The organism is Variovorax sp. J22R115 (assembly GCF_030317005.1).
In the GTDB taxonomy this organism is placed as follows: domain Bacteria; phylum Pseudomonadota; class Gammaproteobacteria; order Burkholderiales; family Burkholderiaceae_C; genus Variovorax.
The window spans coordinates 68191-82813 of record NZ_JASZYM010000022.1; the positions used below are offsets into that span (position 1 = coordinate 68191).

Here is a 14623-nt window from a genome sequence, read left to right on the forward strand (position 1 = left end):
CGGAGCTGGCGTCGTGACCGTGCCGACGCCGCTTTCCTCGATCCGCTCCTATTTGCCGGCTGGTTTGGCTGGTGCGCTGGGAAAGTGCGCCACGTAGTAGGCGATGGTGTCCAGGTCCTCGGGTGGGATACGGCTCACTGCTTCGCCCATCGCCTGCGTGTAGCCCGGTCGCTTGCCCGACTTGAACTCACGCAGCGTCATCTGCAGGTAGTCCTCGCGCTGCTGCCCGATGCGCGCCACCTGCTGCCCGCCGCTCAGGTCGGCACCGTGGCACATCACGCACCGGTGCTCCTGTGCCAGGGCCTGTCCGCGCGCCATGCGCGCCGCGTCGGGCGGCGTGGCAGGCGCAGGGGCCGGTACCGGCGGCAAGGTGCCGATGTAATCGGAGAAGCCGCGCAGGTCCTGGTCGGTCATGGTCTTCGCCACTGCAGTCATCGCTTCGTTGGCGCGACGGCCTTCACGAAACAAAAAGAGCTGCGTGATGGCGTAGAAGGAATGCTGTCCGGCCAGGGCCGGCGTTCCCGGCATGTCGCTGCGCCCATTGGCGCCATGGCACGCCGCGCACAGCGACGCGAATCGCTGTGCATAGCTGGCGCTGGCGGGACTGCCAGTGCCCTTGCCCTGCTGCGCGCTGGCGGGCAGCGCCGCGAGGCTCAGGCACGCCGCCGCCCCTAACGAAATCGCGAGTCGTGCCCCTCGCCTCATTTGCCGCCGTAGCTGATGCGGTAGATCGCACCGGCATGATCGTCGCTCACCAGCATCGATCCGTCCTTGAGCACGAGGAAGTCGACAGGCCGGCCGAGGTAGGTGTTGTTCTCGACGAATCCGGTCATGAACGGCTCGACCTTGGCGCCGCCCTTGCCGTCGGGCCAGGCGACCGCGACGTCGGCGTACTTCACCGAGCGGTTCCAGGGGCCATGGCGAGCGATGAACATCGCGCCCTGGTACTTGGGCGGGAACATCTTTCCGCGATAGAAGGTCAGGCCCAGTGCGCCGGCATGTGGGCCGAGTAGCGCGGCGGGCTTGGCGTAGTCGTTGCAGCTCTTGCCCCAGCCGAATTCGCTGTCGAGGATGTTGCCCTGGTGGCAGAACGGATAACCGAAATGCTGGTCCTTCGCTGTGATCTGGTTGAGCTCGTCGTTCGGCAGGTCCTCGCTGAACCAGTCGCGGCCGTTGTCGGTGAACCAGAGGTTGCCTGTCTTCGGGTCGAAGTCGAAGCCCACCGTGTTGCGCACCCCTTGCGCGACCGTCTCGATGTTGCTGCCGTCGAGGTTCATGCGGAAGATGCGCGCGTGCCGTTCATCGGGGTTGCAGAGGTTGCAGGGCGCACCGACCGCGTAGTAGAGCTTGTCGTCGTGAACGCGCAGGTAGCGCCAGCTGTGGTCCTGGCCGCCAGGCAGCTTGTCGAACAACACCACCGGCGTGCCCAAGTTGTCGAGCTTGTCCTCGGCGTTGTCGTACCGCATGATTTTTGTGTTGGTCGCGACATAGAGCGAACCTTTGTAGTACTCGATGCCTGTGGCCATCTCCATCTTGTCGATGATGGTCTTGGGCTCATGCGGGCCCTTCTCGGGGATCGCGTAGACCTTGTTGCCGACGAACAGCGTGCTCACGAACACATTGCCCTTGGCGCCCTGGCGCAGTTCGCGCGCGTCGAGCACGCCCGACGCCCAGGTCTCGACCTTGAAGCCCGGCGGCAGCTTGAACTTCTTCGTCGGCAGTTGGTCGACTGCGGTCGGTATCGGAAAGGCCGGCACCGGCGCCAGGCGGTTGGCGGCTTCGGTTTTTGGTCGGCCCTTGGCCCAGCCGGGTTCATCGGCCGGTGGCTGTTGGGCCCATGCGGCGGTGGCCGCGCAGAGCAGTGCGGCAATTGCCGCATACGGACGGATGGTGGCCATGTCGTGTCTCCTTCTCGTTGTAAGTCGGCTGGATGCCGCTTGCGAGTTTGCGGTCGCGGCGAATCGGCTTCAATAGAATAATCGAGCTAAGCAACATGAATGCTATGCATATCGATGCCATCGACCTGAACCTCCTGCGCCTGTTCGACGCCGTCTACCGCGCCCGAAACGTGAGCCGGGCGGCCGAGTCGCTCGGGCTCACGCAGCCCGCGGCCAGCCATGGCCTGGGCCGGCTGCGGCTTTTGCTGAAGGACGCGCTTTTCATCCGCGCGCCGGGCGGCGTATCGCCGACGCCGCGTGCCGACCGGCTGGCGGTGGCGGTGCAGTCGGCATTGGGCACGCTGGAAGTCGCCTTGAATGAGCCCGACCGCTTTGAGCCGGGCGACTCGCGCAAGACCTTCCGCATCCACATGAGCGACATCGGCGAGGGCCGCTTCCTGCCGTCGCTGATGGCCCGGCTCGGCGAACTGGCGCCCGGCGTGCGGCTGGAGACATTGCCGCTGCAACCCACCGAGATCGCCCCCGCGCTCGACGGCGGCCGGGTCGACTTCGCTTTCGGCTTCCTGCCCAAGGTAGGGGATACGCAGCGCGTGACGCTGCTGAAGGATCGCTACATCGTGTTGCTGCGCAAGGGCCATCCCTTCGCGCGTTCGCGGCGCAACGGCCAAGCGCTGCTGGCATCGCTGCAGAAGCTGGAGTACGTCGCGGTGCGCACGCATGCGGAGACGCTGCGCATTCTTCAATTGCTGAATCTCGAAGACCGCGTGCGCCTGACGACCGAGCATTTCATGGTGCTTCCGGCCATCGTCCGCGCGACCGACCTGGCGGTCGTGATGCCGCGCAACATCGCGCGCGGCTTCGCGGAGGAGGGCGGCTACGCGATCGTCGAGCCGGCGTTTCCGCTCAGGGATTTCACCGTGTCGCTGCACTGGAGCAAGCGCTTCGAGGCCGATCCGGCGAACCGGTGGCTGCGGCAGGTAATCCGGGACCTGTTCATCTAGCGCCGCGAAGCGATCCCCCGCGTCGGCGGCGCGCAGCACTGTTCCCGGAGCTCTCGCGGGAACACAATGGAACTCGGCCCAAGGGTTTTCCCGAGCGTCACATACCAACCCCCACATAGGCGCTATGGCCGCGACCGTATGCATTCGGCGCGCCAAAGCACTAACTTCCAGTTGGCCCGATTTTTGATCGCGATAACCAAGCCCCCACGAGCATGAGCATGACCCCGAGCACCCAACCCATCCGCTTCTTCCACCGCGGCCGGATCGTCGATGTCAGCGGCGTGCATCCGACGCGTTCGGTGCTCGACTGGCTGCGCGAGGACGCCCGCTGCACCGGCACCAAGGAGGGATGCAACGAGGGCGATTGCGGTGCGTGCACCGTGGTGATCGGCGAACTGGCCGACAACGACGAGAAGGGCGCCATCGGCGGCCTGCGCCTGTCGACGGTCAACGCCTGCATCCAGTTCCTGCCGACGCTGCACGGCAAGGCGCTGTTCACGGTCGAGGATCTCAAGGCGCAATGCAGCCACGGCCACGACCCGCAGCAGCACGACAAGCACCCGGTGCAGCGCCTGCATCCGGTGCAGCAGGCGATGGTCGACTGCCACGGCTCGCAGTGCGGCTTCTGCACGCCGGGCTTCGTGATGTCGCTCTGGTCCACCTACGAACACCACCAGGCCGACGGCACGCGGCCGACGCGCCAGCAACTGGCCGACGATCTCTCGGGCAACCTGTGCCGCTGCACCGGGTACCGGCCGATCCTCGACGCCGGCCAGCGCATGTTCGACCTGCCCGACGTGCGTCTCGAAACGCAGCCCGTGGTGGATGCGCTTTCCAGCCTGCGGCACGACCAGACCTTCGAATACGCCGCCCCTCTGGGCCAGCGCCTGGACCGCTTCCATGCCCCGACCACCCTGGCCGAACTCGCCGCGCTGCGCGAAGCCAAGCCGACGGCGCAGCTCCTCGCCGGCTCGACCGACGTGGGCCTCTGGGTCAACAAGCAGTTCCGCGATCTCGGCGACATCATCTTCGTCGGTGACGTGGCCGAGATGAAGACAGTCGAGGAGCGCGGCGACGCCCTCTATATCGGCGCCGGGGCCTCGCTGGAGATCGCCTTCCGCGCGCTGACCCAGCGGGTGCCGAGCCTCACGGACGTATGGCTTCGCTTCGCATCGCCACCCATTCGCAACGCCGGGACGATGGGCGGCAACGTCGCGAACGGTTCGCCCATCGGCGATTCGCCGCCGGTGCTGATGGCGCTCGATGCCGAGATCGAATTGCGCCGAGGCGAGAAGGTGCGCCGCATGCCGCTGCCGGATTTCTATGTCGACTACATGAAGAACCGGCTGGAGCCTGGCGAGTTCGTCCAGGGACTTTCGGTTCCGCTCGCAGCGCTCCAGCGCCAGGTGCGGGCCTACAAGATCAGCAAGCGCTTCGACTGCGACATTTCCGCGCTGTGTGGCGGCTTCGCTGTCGAACTGGACGGGGACGTCGTCAAGGAAGTGCGCCTCGCCTTCGGCGGCATGGCTGCAACCGTGAAGCGCGCCGCGCAGGCCGAGGCTGCGCTGCTCGGCAAGCCCTGGACGCAGGCCAGCGTGAACGCCGCCAAGCTGGCGCTCGCGCAGGATTTCAAGCCGCTGACCGACATGCGCGCGAGTGCGGACTACCGCCTGCAGGTGGCGCAGAACCTGCTGCAGCGCCTGTGGCTGGAAACACGCACGAACGATCCGTTGCCGGTGGAGGCCACCAGCGTCTGGAGCGTGATGCCCCACGAAACGAGCGTCGAAGGAGCATGAGATGAACAAACCCCTCGATCCCAGCCTGTTCAAGTCGGCCGAGGCCTTTGCCGACTACCTGACCAACGCGGCCGCGCGCATCGACGAACGCGCTGAAGCGAAGGCACACGGCGACGGCGCGCGCGTCGGCATCAGCCGGCCGCACGAGTCGGCCCAGTTGCACGTCGCGGGTGAAGCGACCTACATCGACGACATTCCCGAACTCGCCGGCACGCTGCATTGCGCGCTGGGCCTGTCACCCGAGGCCAATGGCCGGCTCAAGGACATGAAGCTCGACGCCATCCGCGCCATGCCGGGCGTGGTTGCCGTGATCACGGCAGCCGACATTCCGGGCAGCAACGATTGCGGATCGATCATCCATGACGACCCCATCCTGTGCAGCGGCGACATCCGCTACATGGGCCAGCCGGTCTTTGCAGTCATCGCCGAGACGCGCGACGCCGCTCGTCGTGCCGCAGCCCGCGCCAAGGACGCGCTCGACATCGAGGCCGCGCCGCCCGTGCTCACGCCGCAGGACGCGCACGCCAAGGAGCAGTACGTCGTGCCGCCGATGCACCTCGTGCGCGCCACGAACGAAGGCGGCGCGCAGGCCGCGATCGTGAAGGCGCCGCACCGGCTCAAGGCCGAGCTCGATGTCGGCGGTCAGGAGCAGTTCTATCTCGAAGGCCAGATCAGCTACGCCATCCCGAAAGAGGGCGGCACGATGCACGTGTACTGCTCGACGCAGCACCCGAGCGAGATGCAGCACCTGGTGGCGCACGCGCTGCATCTGCACGCGAACGAGGTGCACGTCGAATGCCGTCGCATGGGCGGTGGCTTCGGCGGCAAGGAATCGCAATCGGCGCTCTTCGCCTGCGTGGCATCGGTCGCCGCGAACAAGCTCAAGCGCCCCGTCAAGCTGCGGCTGGACCGCGACGACGACTTCATGATCACCGGCCGTCGCCATTGCTTTTGGTACGAATACGAAGTCGGCTACGACGACGAAGGCCGCATCCTCGGCGCCGAGATCACGATGGTTTCGCGTGCCGGTCATTCCGCCGATCTGTCGGGCCCGGTGATGACGCGTGCGCTGTGCCACTTCGACAACGCCTACTGGCTGCCCGACGTGGCCATGCACGGTTTTTCGGGCAAGACCAACACGCAGAGCAACACGGCCTTCCGGGGCTTCGGCGGTCCGCAGGGTGCGATCGCGATCGAGAACATCCTCGACAGCGTGGCGCGCGAGCTCGGGCGCGATCCGTTGGATGTGCGGCGCGTCAATTTCTACGGCAAGGGCGAAAACAACGTCACGCCGTACGGGCAGATCGTGAGCGACAACATCATTCACGAACTGGTGGCCGACCTCGAAGCGAGCAGCGACTACCGCACGCGTCGCGAAGAGATCGCCACTTTCAATGCGAAGAGCCCGGTGCTCAAGCGCGGCATCGCGCTGGCGCCGCTGAAGTTCGGCATCTCGTTCAATGTGAAGCACTTCAATCAGGCCGGCGCGCTGGTCCATGTCTATACGGACGGTTCGATCCTCGTGAACCATGGCGGCACCGAGATGGGGCAGGGGCTCAACACCAAGGTGGCGCAAGTGGTGGCGCATGAGCTGGGCGTGAGCTTCGACAGCGTGAAGGTCACGGCCACCGATACGCAGAAGGTCGCCAACACCTCGGCCACCGCCGCATCGACTGGCGCCGACCTGAACGGCAAGGCCGCGCAGGACGCCGCGCGGCAGATCCGCGAGCGGCTCGCCGCCTGCGCCGCCAGCCGCCATGGCGGGGATGCGTCGGCGGTGCGCTTCGCCAACGACAAGGTCGAGGTCAACGGCCGCACGCTCTCCTTCAGCAGCGTGGTGGGCGAGGCCTACCTCGATCGCGTGCAGCTCTGGTCCGACGGCTTCTACGCCACCCCCGGCCTGAGCTGGGACAAGGACAAGATGTTCGGCCGCCCGTTCTTCTATTACGCGTACGGCGCGGCAGTGAGCGAGGTGATCGTCGACACGCTCACCGGCGAATGGAAGCTGCTGCGTGCCGACATCCTGCACGACGCCGGCAAGTCGCTGAATCCGGCGGTCGACATCGGCCAGGTCGAGGGCGCCTTCATCCAGGGCATGGGCTGGCTTACGACCGAGGAATTGGTGTGGCATCCCAAGACGGGCCTGCTGACCACGCACGCGCCGAGTACCTACAAGATCCCGACGGCCAACGACTGCCCGCCGGTGTTCAACGTGCGGCTGTTCGAAGGCCAGAACTTCGAGGACTCGATCCACCGCAGCAAGGCCGTCGGCGAGCCGCCGCTCCTGCTGCCGTTCTCGGTCTTCTTCGCGATCCGCGACGCGGTGTCGGCAGTGGGGGATCACAAGGTCGATCCACCGTTGCGCGCGCCTGCCACGAGCGAGTCGATTCTCCGCGCGATCACCGCGGTCCAGAACACCGCCGCCTGAGGGCACCTCCATGTGAATGCAGCGCTGTATAACTGCCCGCACATTCCAGACCACCGTGGGCAGCTATGAGAGACCAAGCGCTTCTCGACAAGATCGATCTTCATCTCATCCGGGTTCTACACACCGTGCTCACCGACCGCAGCGTCTCGCGTGCCGCCATCCGATTGGGGATGTACCAGCCCGCCGTCTCCGCAGCCCTCAAGCGGCTGCGCGAACTGTCGGGCGACCCGTTGCTGGTGCGCTCCGGGTCGGGCATGGTGCCGACCGATGCGGGCCTGCGGATGATCGAACCCGCGGCGGCGATCCTGCGTTCGGCCGAGGTGCTGTTCAGCGATGCACGCGGCTTCGATCCGCAGACGGCGGCCACCACCTTCCGCATCGCGGCGAGCGACTACATGGACCCGATCTTCCTGCCGCAGCTGGTGGCGCAGATCAAGAGCCAGGCGCCGTTGTGCCACATCGAGATCCATCCGCTGACCTCCGATTCGGACTATCACGCGCACCTCTCGCTCGGGCAGGTCGACGTCGTCATCGGCAACTGGCTGAAGCCGCCGGAAGACCTGCACATGGCGCGCCTGTTCGGCGACGAGATCGTCTCGCTGGTCAACAAGGACCATCCGGCCGTGCGGCGCGGCTGGGACCTGGAGAGCTGGCTCGCGGCCGAGCACATCGCACCGACGCCGACCCATCCCGGCGCGCGCGGGATCATCGACCAGATGCTCGACGAGATGGGCCGCCAGCGCAACATCACGGCACGCTGCGCGCACTTCGGTCTCATCCCCGACATGGTGGCGTCCAGCCTGCTGGTGTTGACCACCGGCCGCCAGTATTGCGAGCGCTTCCTCGACCGGCTGCCGGTCGCGATCCTCGAATGCCCGGTGCCGCTGCCGCGCCTCATGTACTACCAGCTCTGGCATGAGCGCACGCATTCGTCGAGCTCGGCGCGCTGGCTGCGCGAGCGGGCGAAGGCCGTGGCGGCATCGCTGCGGCCCCAGGCGGTGGCGGGCGGCCCCGAATAGATAGATCTCGCGCCGGCGTCGCGAGCAAGGACAGACAACGCCATCGATCCATAAAGACTCGGAGACAAGACGATGAACCGGACAGAACAAGTGCTCGACATCAAGGAGCACGGAGCCCCAGCGCAGCCCGCCTCGACAGGCTTGCTGGAACGGGTGTTCAAGCTCAGGGAGCACAACACCACGATTCGCACCGAACTGGTGGCGGGCCTCACCACCTTCCTGACGATGGCCTACATCATCTTCGTCAACCCGTCGATCCTCGGCGACGCGGGCATGCCGAAGGACGCGGTGTTCGTCGCCACCTGCCTGATCGCCGCTTTGGGCACGGGCATCATGGCGCTCTACGCCAACTACCCGATCGCCTTGGCGCCGGGCATGGGGCTCAACGCCTACTTCGCCTACGTGGTCGTGCTGCAGATGGGCTTCACGTGGCAGGCAGCGCTGGGAGCGGTGTTCGTCTCGGGCTGCCTCTTCCTGCTGGTCACGGTGTTCAAGCTGCGGGAGCTCATCATCCGCGGCATCCCGCAATCGATCCGCATCGCGATCACGGTCGGAATCGGTCTCTTCCTTGCGATCATCGCGCTCAAGAGCGCTGGCATCGTGGCGCCGTCGAAGGCGACCTACATCACGCTCGGCGACCTGCACACGCCGCAGGTCGTCCTGGCGACGCTGGGCTTCTTCCTGATCGTGGTGCTCGACCGGCTCAAGGTGCCCGGCGCGATCCTGATCGGCATCATCGCGGTCACCGTGCTGTCCTTCTTCTTCGGCGGCAACACCTTCCACGGCATCTTCGCGGCGCCGCCGTCGATCGCGCCAACCTTCCTGCAGTTGGACATCAAGTCGGCGCTTTCGGGTGGCATCCTGAACGTGATCCTGGTCTTCTTCCTGGTTGAGCTGTTCGACGCCACCGGCACGCTGATGGGCGTGGCCCGGCGTGCCGGCCTGCTGGTCCCGGGCAAGATGGATCGGCTCAACAAGGCGCTGCTGGCCGACAGCGGCGCGATCTTCGCGGGCTCGCTGCTGGGCACCTCCAGCACGACCGCCTATGTCGAGAGCGCTGCGGGCGTGCAGGCCGGCGGCCGCACGGGCCTCACGGCGCTCACGGTGGCGGTTCTGTTCCTCGCGGCGCTGGTCATTTCGCCGCTGGCTGGCGCGGTGCCGGCCTATGCCACCGCACCCGCTCTGTTCTTCGTGGCCTGTTTGATGCTTAGGGAACTGACCGAACTCGATTGGGACGAGACGACCGAGGTCATCCCGGCTGCCGTGACGGCACTGACGATGCCTTTCACTTATTCCATCGCCAACGGCCTGGCCTTTGGCTTCATCACCTATGCAGTGCTCAAGCTGTTCACCGGCCAGGCCAAACAGGTGCACTGGATGGTGTGGCTGATCGGCGGCGTGTTCCTTTTCAAGTTCATTTACATCGGCGGACACTGACGACAATAAGGCGATCGCCCCGGGGGGCGATTCAGGGCTCGAACGACAACCCACAGGCCAGGCATAGGCATGACAATCCACAGATTACAGCTCGCGCACATCACCAAGCGCTATCCCGCGGTGGTCGCCAACAGCGATGTTTCGCTGACGGTGGCGCCCGGTGAAACCCACGCGGTTCTCGGCGAAAACGGCGCCGGCAAATCCACGCTGATGAAGATCATCTACGGCTCTGTGAAGCCGGATGAAGGCAGCGTGATGTTCAACGGCCAGCCGGTCAACGTGCGCAATCCGCAGGAGGCGAGGGCGCTGGGCATCAGCATGGTGTTCCAGCACTTCAGCCTCTTCGACACCCTGACCGTGGCCGAGAACGTCTGGCTCGGGCTCGACAAGAGCCTGGCGTTGGCCGAGGTGGCGCGCCGGGTGGAGGCCAAGGCAGGCGAGTACGGACTGGATATGGATCCCTCGCGGCCGGTCCACACCCTGTCGGTCGGCGAGATGCAGCGCGTCGAGATCATCCGCGCGCTGCTGACCGATCCCAAGCTGCTGATCCTCGACGAGCCGACCTCGGTGCTGACGCCGCAGGCGGTGCAAAGGCTCTTCGTCGTGCTCAAGAAGCTGGCCTCCGAAGGGTGCAGCATCCTCTACATCAGCCACAAGCTGCACGAGATCCGCGAACTGTGCACGGCCTGCACGGTGCTGCGCGGCGGCAAGGTGACAGGGGTGTGCAACCCGCAGAACGAATCCAACGAATCGCTGTCGCGCCTGATGATCGGCGCCGAGCCGCCGCCGCTTACGCACCGGCCGATCCACGCGGGCGCGGTAGCGCTGCAGGTCAAAGGCCTGACGCTGGCGCGCGAGGACCAGTTCGGCGTCGATCTCGACGGCATCTCGCTCGACGTGCGCGCCGGCGAGGTGGTGGGCATTGCCGGCGTGTCGGGTAACGGCCAGAAGGAACTGCTCTACGCGCTCTCAGGCGAAGACACGCGCGCCGAGGCGCCGATGATCCAGGTCTTCGGCCAGCCGGCCGCGCATTTCAGACCGCGCCGGCGGCGTGCGCTGGGGCTGCATTTCGTGCCGGAAGAAAGATTGGGCCGCGGCGCGGTACCGACGCTCGGTCTGGCGCACAACCTGCTGCTGACCCGCGGTAACGCGGTCGGCAAGGGCGGCTGGATTCGCACCCGCGCGCTGCAGCAGCATGCGAGCGACATCATCCAGCGCTTCAACGTCAAGGCCGGTGGGCCCAACGCGGCGGCACGCTCGCTGTCGGGCGGCAACCTGCAGAAGTTCATCGTCGGTCGCGAGATCGACGCGAATCCGAAGATCTTCATCGTCTCCCAGCCGACCTGGGGCGTGGATGTGGGCGCTGCGGCGCTCATCCGCGGGGAGATTCTTGCACTGCGCGACGCCGGTTGTGCGGTGCTCGTGGTGAGTGAGGAACTCGACGAACTCTTCGAGATCAGCGACCGGCTGCACGTGATCGCCAAGGGCCGGCTCTCGCCTTCGATCGACCGCGCCGCGGCCACCGTGCCGCAGATCGGCGAGTGGATGAGCGGTTTGTGGGACAGATCGCATCACGCCGCCACGGCGTCCGCGGAGGTGGCACATGCTTAAGCTCGAACCCCGCCCGCAGCTCTCGCGCTTCTGGAGCTACGGCTCACCGATCCTGGCGTTACTGGTCACGGTGGTGATCGGCATGGTGCTCTTCGCGCTGCTGGGCAAGGACCCCGTCAAGGGGCTCCTGGTGTTTTTCTGGGAGCCGATCAAGAGCGGCTATGCGCTGGGCGAACTGATGGTCAAGGCGACGCCGCTGCTGATCATCGCGCTCGGACTTGCGGTGTGCTTTCGCTCGAATGTGTGGAACATCGGTGCCGAGGGCCAGTTCGTTTTTGGCGCCATCGCTGCCGGCGGCGTTGCGCTGCTGGCCGACAAGACCACGGGATCGTGGATCGTCGCGGCGATCCTGGTCGCGGGCATCGCCGGCGGCATGGTGTGGGCCGGCATCGTCGCTTTCCTGCGCGACAAGTTCAACGCGAACGAGATCCTCGTGAGCCTGATGCTGGTCTACGTCGCGACGTTGCTGCTGGGCTACATGGTCTACGGGCCATGGAAAGACCCGCAGGGCTACAACTTTCCGCAGACCAAGACTTTCGAGGCGGTGACGCAGATCCCTCGGTTGATGAAGGGCTCGCGGGTGAGCATCGGCCTGCTGATCGCGCTGATCGGTTCGGCGGCGCTGTGGGTGTTTCTCTTCCGCACGCGCGCGGGCTTCGCGCAGCAGGTCGGCGGGTTGGCGCCGGCCGCCGCGCGCTACGCGGGCTTCTCGGCACGGCGCGCGGTGTGGATCGCGCTGCTGACCTCGGGTGGGGCGGCGGGCCTTGCCGGGGCACTCGAAGTGGCGGGCCCGATCGGCCAGCTCAACCCCTACGTGCCGGCCGGCTACGGCTTCGCTGCGATCATCGTGGCCTTCGTCGGGCGGCTGCATCCGGTGGGGATGATCTTCTCGGCGATCCTGATGAGCATGTTCTACATCGGCGGCGAGCTTGCGCAGTCGCGGCTCGGGCTGCCGAAGTCGCTGACGGGTGTGTTCCAGGGGCTGCTGTTGTTCACGCTGCTGGCGTGTGACACGCTGATCGCCTATCGCATCCGGCGCAAGTCGGCGCCCAAGGCTGTCGCGGCGATGCCGGGCACCTCGTCGCTGCAAGCCAGCACACCTCTCACCGCACCCGTTGCCCGTCCCACCGAAGGAGCCGCATGATGGAAAGCTACGCACTCCTCCTAGGGTCGACTCTCAGCGCCGGCACGGTGCTCGCCATCGCGGCGCTGGGCCTTCTGATCAACGAGAAGGCCGGCATCGTGAACCTCGGTGCCGAGGGCATCATGCTCTGTGCCGCCATCGCCGGCTTCGCCACGGTCGTGACCACGCACAACAACTGGCTCGGATTCCTTGCCGGCATGGCGGCGGGTGCGCTGCTGTCGGCCTTCTTCGGCGTGCTGGTCATCTGGCTCAACACCAACCAGTACGCGACCGGGCTGGCGCTCAGCCTTTTCGGCGTCGGCTTCTCGGCCTTCCTGGGCATCAACTTCGTGCAGGCCAAGCTGCCCCAGAGCGTGTCGTATGCGCTGCCGGTGCTCGGCGACATCCCGCTCGTCGGGCCGGCGCTGTTCAGGCACCACCCGATGGTGTATTTCGCGGTGCTGCTCACGATCGGGCTGATCTGGTTCCTCTACCGCACGCGCGCCGGGCTGGTGCTGCGCTCGGTGGGCGAATCGCCGGAGTCCTCGCACGCGCTGGGCTACCCGGTGCGGCGCATCCGCTTCATGGCGGTGATTGCGGGCGGTGCGCTGTGCGGTTTGGCAGGGGCCTACCTGTCGACCGTCTACACGCCGCTGTGGGTCGAGGGCATGGTCGCCGGTCGCGGCTGGATCGCGCTGGCGCTCACCACCTTTGCCACCTGGCGGCCGATCCGCGTGCTGCTCGGTGCCTACCTGTTCGGCGGCGTCTCGATGCTGGGGTTTCACCTGCAGAGCACCGGGGTCAACGTGCCCAGCCAGTTCCTCAGCATGCTGCAGTACATCGCGCCGATCGTGGTGCTGGCGCTGATCTCGCGCAACCCGGCCTTCATCCGCGTCAACATGCCGGCCTCCATAGGAAAACCGTTCTACCCCGGCTCATAATCGCGTTTCGTTTTGTTTCTCCGCCAACCTGTCCTTTGAGGATTTCAAACAAATGAATGATCTGAACAAGCGTTCCCTGCTCAAGCTGGCAGCCCTGACGGCGGTAGCTTCGGCCGCACTCATCGGCTGCGGCAAGAAGGAAGAAGCGCCGGCACCCGCACCCGCCGCCCCGGCCCCGGCGCCGGCTGCCGCGGCACCCGCCTCCGCAGCGCCGTTGAACATCGCCTTTGCCTATGTCGGCCCAGTCGGCGACGGCGGCTGGACCTTCGCGCACGACAACGGCCGCAAGGCCATCGAGAAGGAATTCGGCGACAAGATCAAGACCACCTTCGTCGAAAGCGTGCCCGAGGGCGCCGACGCCGAGCGCGTGTTCCGCGACATGGTGAGCCAGGGCAACAAGCTGATCTTCGGCACCACCTTCGGCTACATGGAGCCCATGCTCAAGGTCGCGGCCGACAACAAGGACGTCAAGTTCGAGCATGCCACCGGCTACAAGACCGCCGAGAACATGCGCACCTACGACAGCCGCACCTACGAAGGCGCGTACATGGCCGGCATCATTGCCGGCTCGATGACCAAGAGCAACACGCTGGGCGTGGTCGGCTCGGTGCCGATCCCCGAAGTGCTGCGCAACATCAACAGCTTCACGCTCGGCGCGCAATCGGTGAACCCGAAGGTCACGACCAAGGTGGTGTGGGTCAACGAATGGTTCAGTCCGCCGAAGGAAACCGAGGCGGCGACCGCGCTGATCAACGGCGGCGCCGACGTGCTGTTCCAGAACACCGACTCGCCGGCCGTGCTCAAGACCGCGCAGGAAAAGGGCAAGCGCGCCTTCGGTTGGGACTCGGACATGACCGCCTACGGCCCGAAGGCCCACCTGGCCTCGGCGACCATCAACTGGGCGCCGTACTACATCAAGGCAACGCAGGACATGCTGGACGGCAAGTGGGTCACCGGCCAGAGCTGGTGGGGCGTGAAGGAAGGCGCGATCGACCTGGTGTCGATCGCCGAAGACGTGCCGGCCGAGACCAAGGCCAAGGTCGAGGAAGTCAAGAAGGGCCTGAAGGACGGCAGCTTCGTGATCTGGAAGGGCCCGATCGTCGGCCAGGACGGCAAGGAACTGGTGGCTGCCGGCGCCGCGGCGGACGACAAGTTCCTGAGCGGCGTCAACTTCTACGTCAAGGGCGTCGAAGGCTCGGTGCCCGGCGGCGAGAAGAAGTAAATCCGTTACTGACGGAAGGAGTGGAGGGTTGCCAAGTGCAACCCTTTTCCTTTAATAGCCATCTCAGGAATGCCGTGGAACCGGCTTCGCCGGCCACTGGCATTGCCCCCGGCGAGGGGGTGGGCGGCCGCACGAAGTGGGCAAGCC

The 14623-nt window shown here is 66.1% G+C and carries 11 protein-coding genes; 9 read left to right on the plus strand and 2 right to left on the minus strand.

Going from position 1 to position 14623, the window contains the following annotated elements; all coding sequences use genetic code 11:
* Positions 1-48: 48 nt before the first annotated feature.
* Positions 49-705 (minus strand): c-type cytochrome, encoded by a 657-nt coding sequence (locus QTI04_RS29800; protein ID WP_286618825.1) that lies wholly within the window; start codon positions 703-705, stop codon positions 49-51.
* A complete protein-coding gene (locus QTI04_RS29805) occupies positions 702-1898 on the minus strand; it encodes a sorbosone dehydrogenase family protein (RefSeq protein ID WP_286618827.1) in 1197 nt (398 codons plus the stop codon). Before QTI04_RS29805 ends, QTI04_RS29800 begins: the two co-directional genes overlap by 4 nt.
* 95 nt (positions 1899-1993) lie before the next feature.
* Between QTI04_RS29805 and QTI04_RS29810 the strand changes: the two genes are divergently transcribed.
* The 9 genes from QTI04_RS29810 (at position 1994) to QTI04_RS29850 (ending at position 14476) form a co-directional block, all read left to right on the plus strand.
* Entirely contained in the window at positions 1994-2899 is a 906-nt protein-coding gene (locus QTI04_RS29810) for a LysR family transcriptional regulator (protein WP_286603722.1), read from the plus strand.
* 212 nt (positions 2900-3111) lie between these two features.
* Positions 3112-4695, plus strand: a complete 1584-nt coding sequence (gene xdhA, locus QTI04_RS29815; RefSeq protein ID WP_286603721.1) for a xanthine dehydrogenase small subunit — start codon at positions 3112-3114, stop codon at positions 4693-4695.
* Position 4696: 1 nt separating this feature from the next.
* Positions 4697-7123 carry a xanthine dehydrogenase molybdopterin binding subunit gene (gene xdhB / locus QTI04_RS29820; protein ID WP_286618828.1) on the plus strand — a complete coding sequence of 809 codons (2427 nt, stop codon included), beginning with the start codon at positions 4697-4699 and terminating at the stop codon, positions 7121-7123.
* Positions 7124-7188: 65 nt separating this feature from the next.
* Positions 7189-8142 (plus strand): LysR family transcriptional regulator, encoded by a 954-nt coding sequence (locus QTI04_RS29825; RefSeq protein WP_286603719.1) that lies wholly within the window; start codon positions 7189-7191, stop codon positions 8140-8142.
* A gap of 72 nt (positions 8143-8214) precedes the next feature.
* Entirely contained in the window at positions 8215-9579 is a 1365-nt protein-coding gene (locus QTI04_RS29830) for an NCS2 family permease (protein ID WP_286618830.1), read from the plus strand.
* Between the two features lie 69 nt (positions 9580-9648).
* Positions 9649-11190: an ABC transporter ATP-binding protein gene (locus QTI04_RS29835; protein ID WP_286603717.1), complete on the plus strand. Its 1542-nt coding sequence runs from the start codon at positions 9649-9651 to the stop codon at positions 11188-11190.
* Positions 11183-12334: an ABC transporter permease gene (locus tag QTI04_RS29840; protein ID WP_286618832.1), complete on the plus strand. Its 1152-nt coding sequence runs from the start codon at positions 11183-11185 to the stop codon at positions 12332-12334. The genes QTI04_RS29835 and QTI04_RS29840 overlap by 8 nt, the downstream gene beginning before the upstream one ends.
* On the plus strand, positions 12334-13254 hold the full coding sequence (locus tag QTI04_RS29845; RefSeq protein ID WP_286603715.1) for an ABC transporter permease: 921 nt from the start codon (positions 12334-12336) through the stop codon (positions 13252-13254). Before QTI04_RS29840 ends, QTI04_RS29845 begins: the two co-directional genes overlap by 1 nt.
* 52 nt (positions 13255-13306) lie before the next feature.
* Entirely contained in the window at positions 13307-14476 is a 1170-nt protein-coding gene (locus tag QTI04_RS29850) for a BMP family ABC transporter substrate-binding protein (RefSeq protein ID WP_286618833.1), read from the plus strand.
* Positions 14477-14623: the final 147 nt, after the last annotated feature.

What these genes read in the sequence shown, in the direction of transcription:
- QTI04_RS29800 (WP_286618825.1), bottom strand. Translation starts at nt 705, where the DNA reads ATGAGGCGAGGGGCACGACTCGCGATTTCGTTAGGGGCGGCGGCGTGC.
- QTI04_RS29805 (WP_286618827.1), bottom strand. Translation starts at nt 1,898, where the DNA reads ATGGCCACCATCCGTCCGTATGCGGCAATTGCCGCACTGCTCTGCGCG.
- QTI04_RS29810 (WP_286603722.1), top strand. Translation starts at nt 1,994, where the DNA reads ATGAATGCTATGCATATCGATGCCATCGACCTGAACCTCCTGCGCCTG.
- xdhA (WP_286603721.1), top strand. Translation starts at nt 3,112, where the DNA reads ATGAGCATGACCCCGAGCACCCAACCCATCCGCTTCTTCCACCGCGGC.
- xdhB (WP_286618828.1), top strand. Translation starts at nt 4,697, where the DNA reads ATGAACAAACCCCTCGATCCCAGCCTGTTCAAGTCGGCCGAGGCCTTT.
- QTI04_RS29825 (WP_286603719.1), top strand. Translation starts at nt 7,189, where the DNA reads ATGAGAGACCAAGCGCTTCTCGACAAGATCGATCTTCATCTCATCCGG.
- QTI04_RS29830 (WP_286618830.1), top strand. Translation starts at nt 8,215, where the DNA reads ATGAACCGGACAGAACAAGTGCTCGACATCAAGGAGCACGGAGCCCCA.
- QTI04_RS29835 (WP_286603717.1), top strand. Translation starts at nt 9,649, where the DNA reads ATGACAATCCACAGATTACAGCTCGCGCACATCACCAAGCGCTATCCC.
- QTI04_RS29840 (WP_286618832.1), top strand. Translation starts at nt 11,183, where the DNA reads ATGCTTAAGCTCGAACCCCGCCCGCAGCTCTCGCGCTTCTGGAGCTAC.
- QTI04_RS29845 (WP_286603715.1), top strand. Translation starts at nt 12,334, where the DNA reads ATGGAAAGCTACGCACTCCTCCTAGGGTCGACTCTCAGCGCCGGCACG.
- QTI04_RS29850 (WP_286618833.1), top strand. Translation starts at nt 13,307, where the DNA reads ATGAATGATCTGAACAAGCGTTCCCTGCTCAAGCTGGCAGCCCTGACG.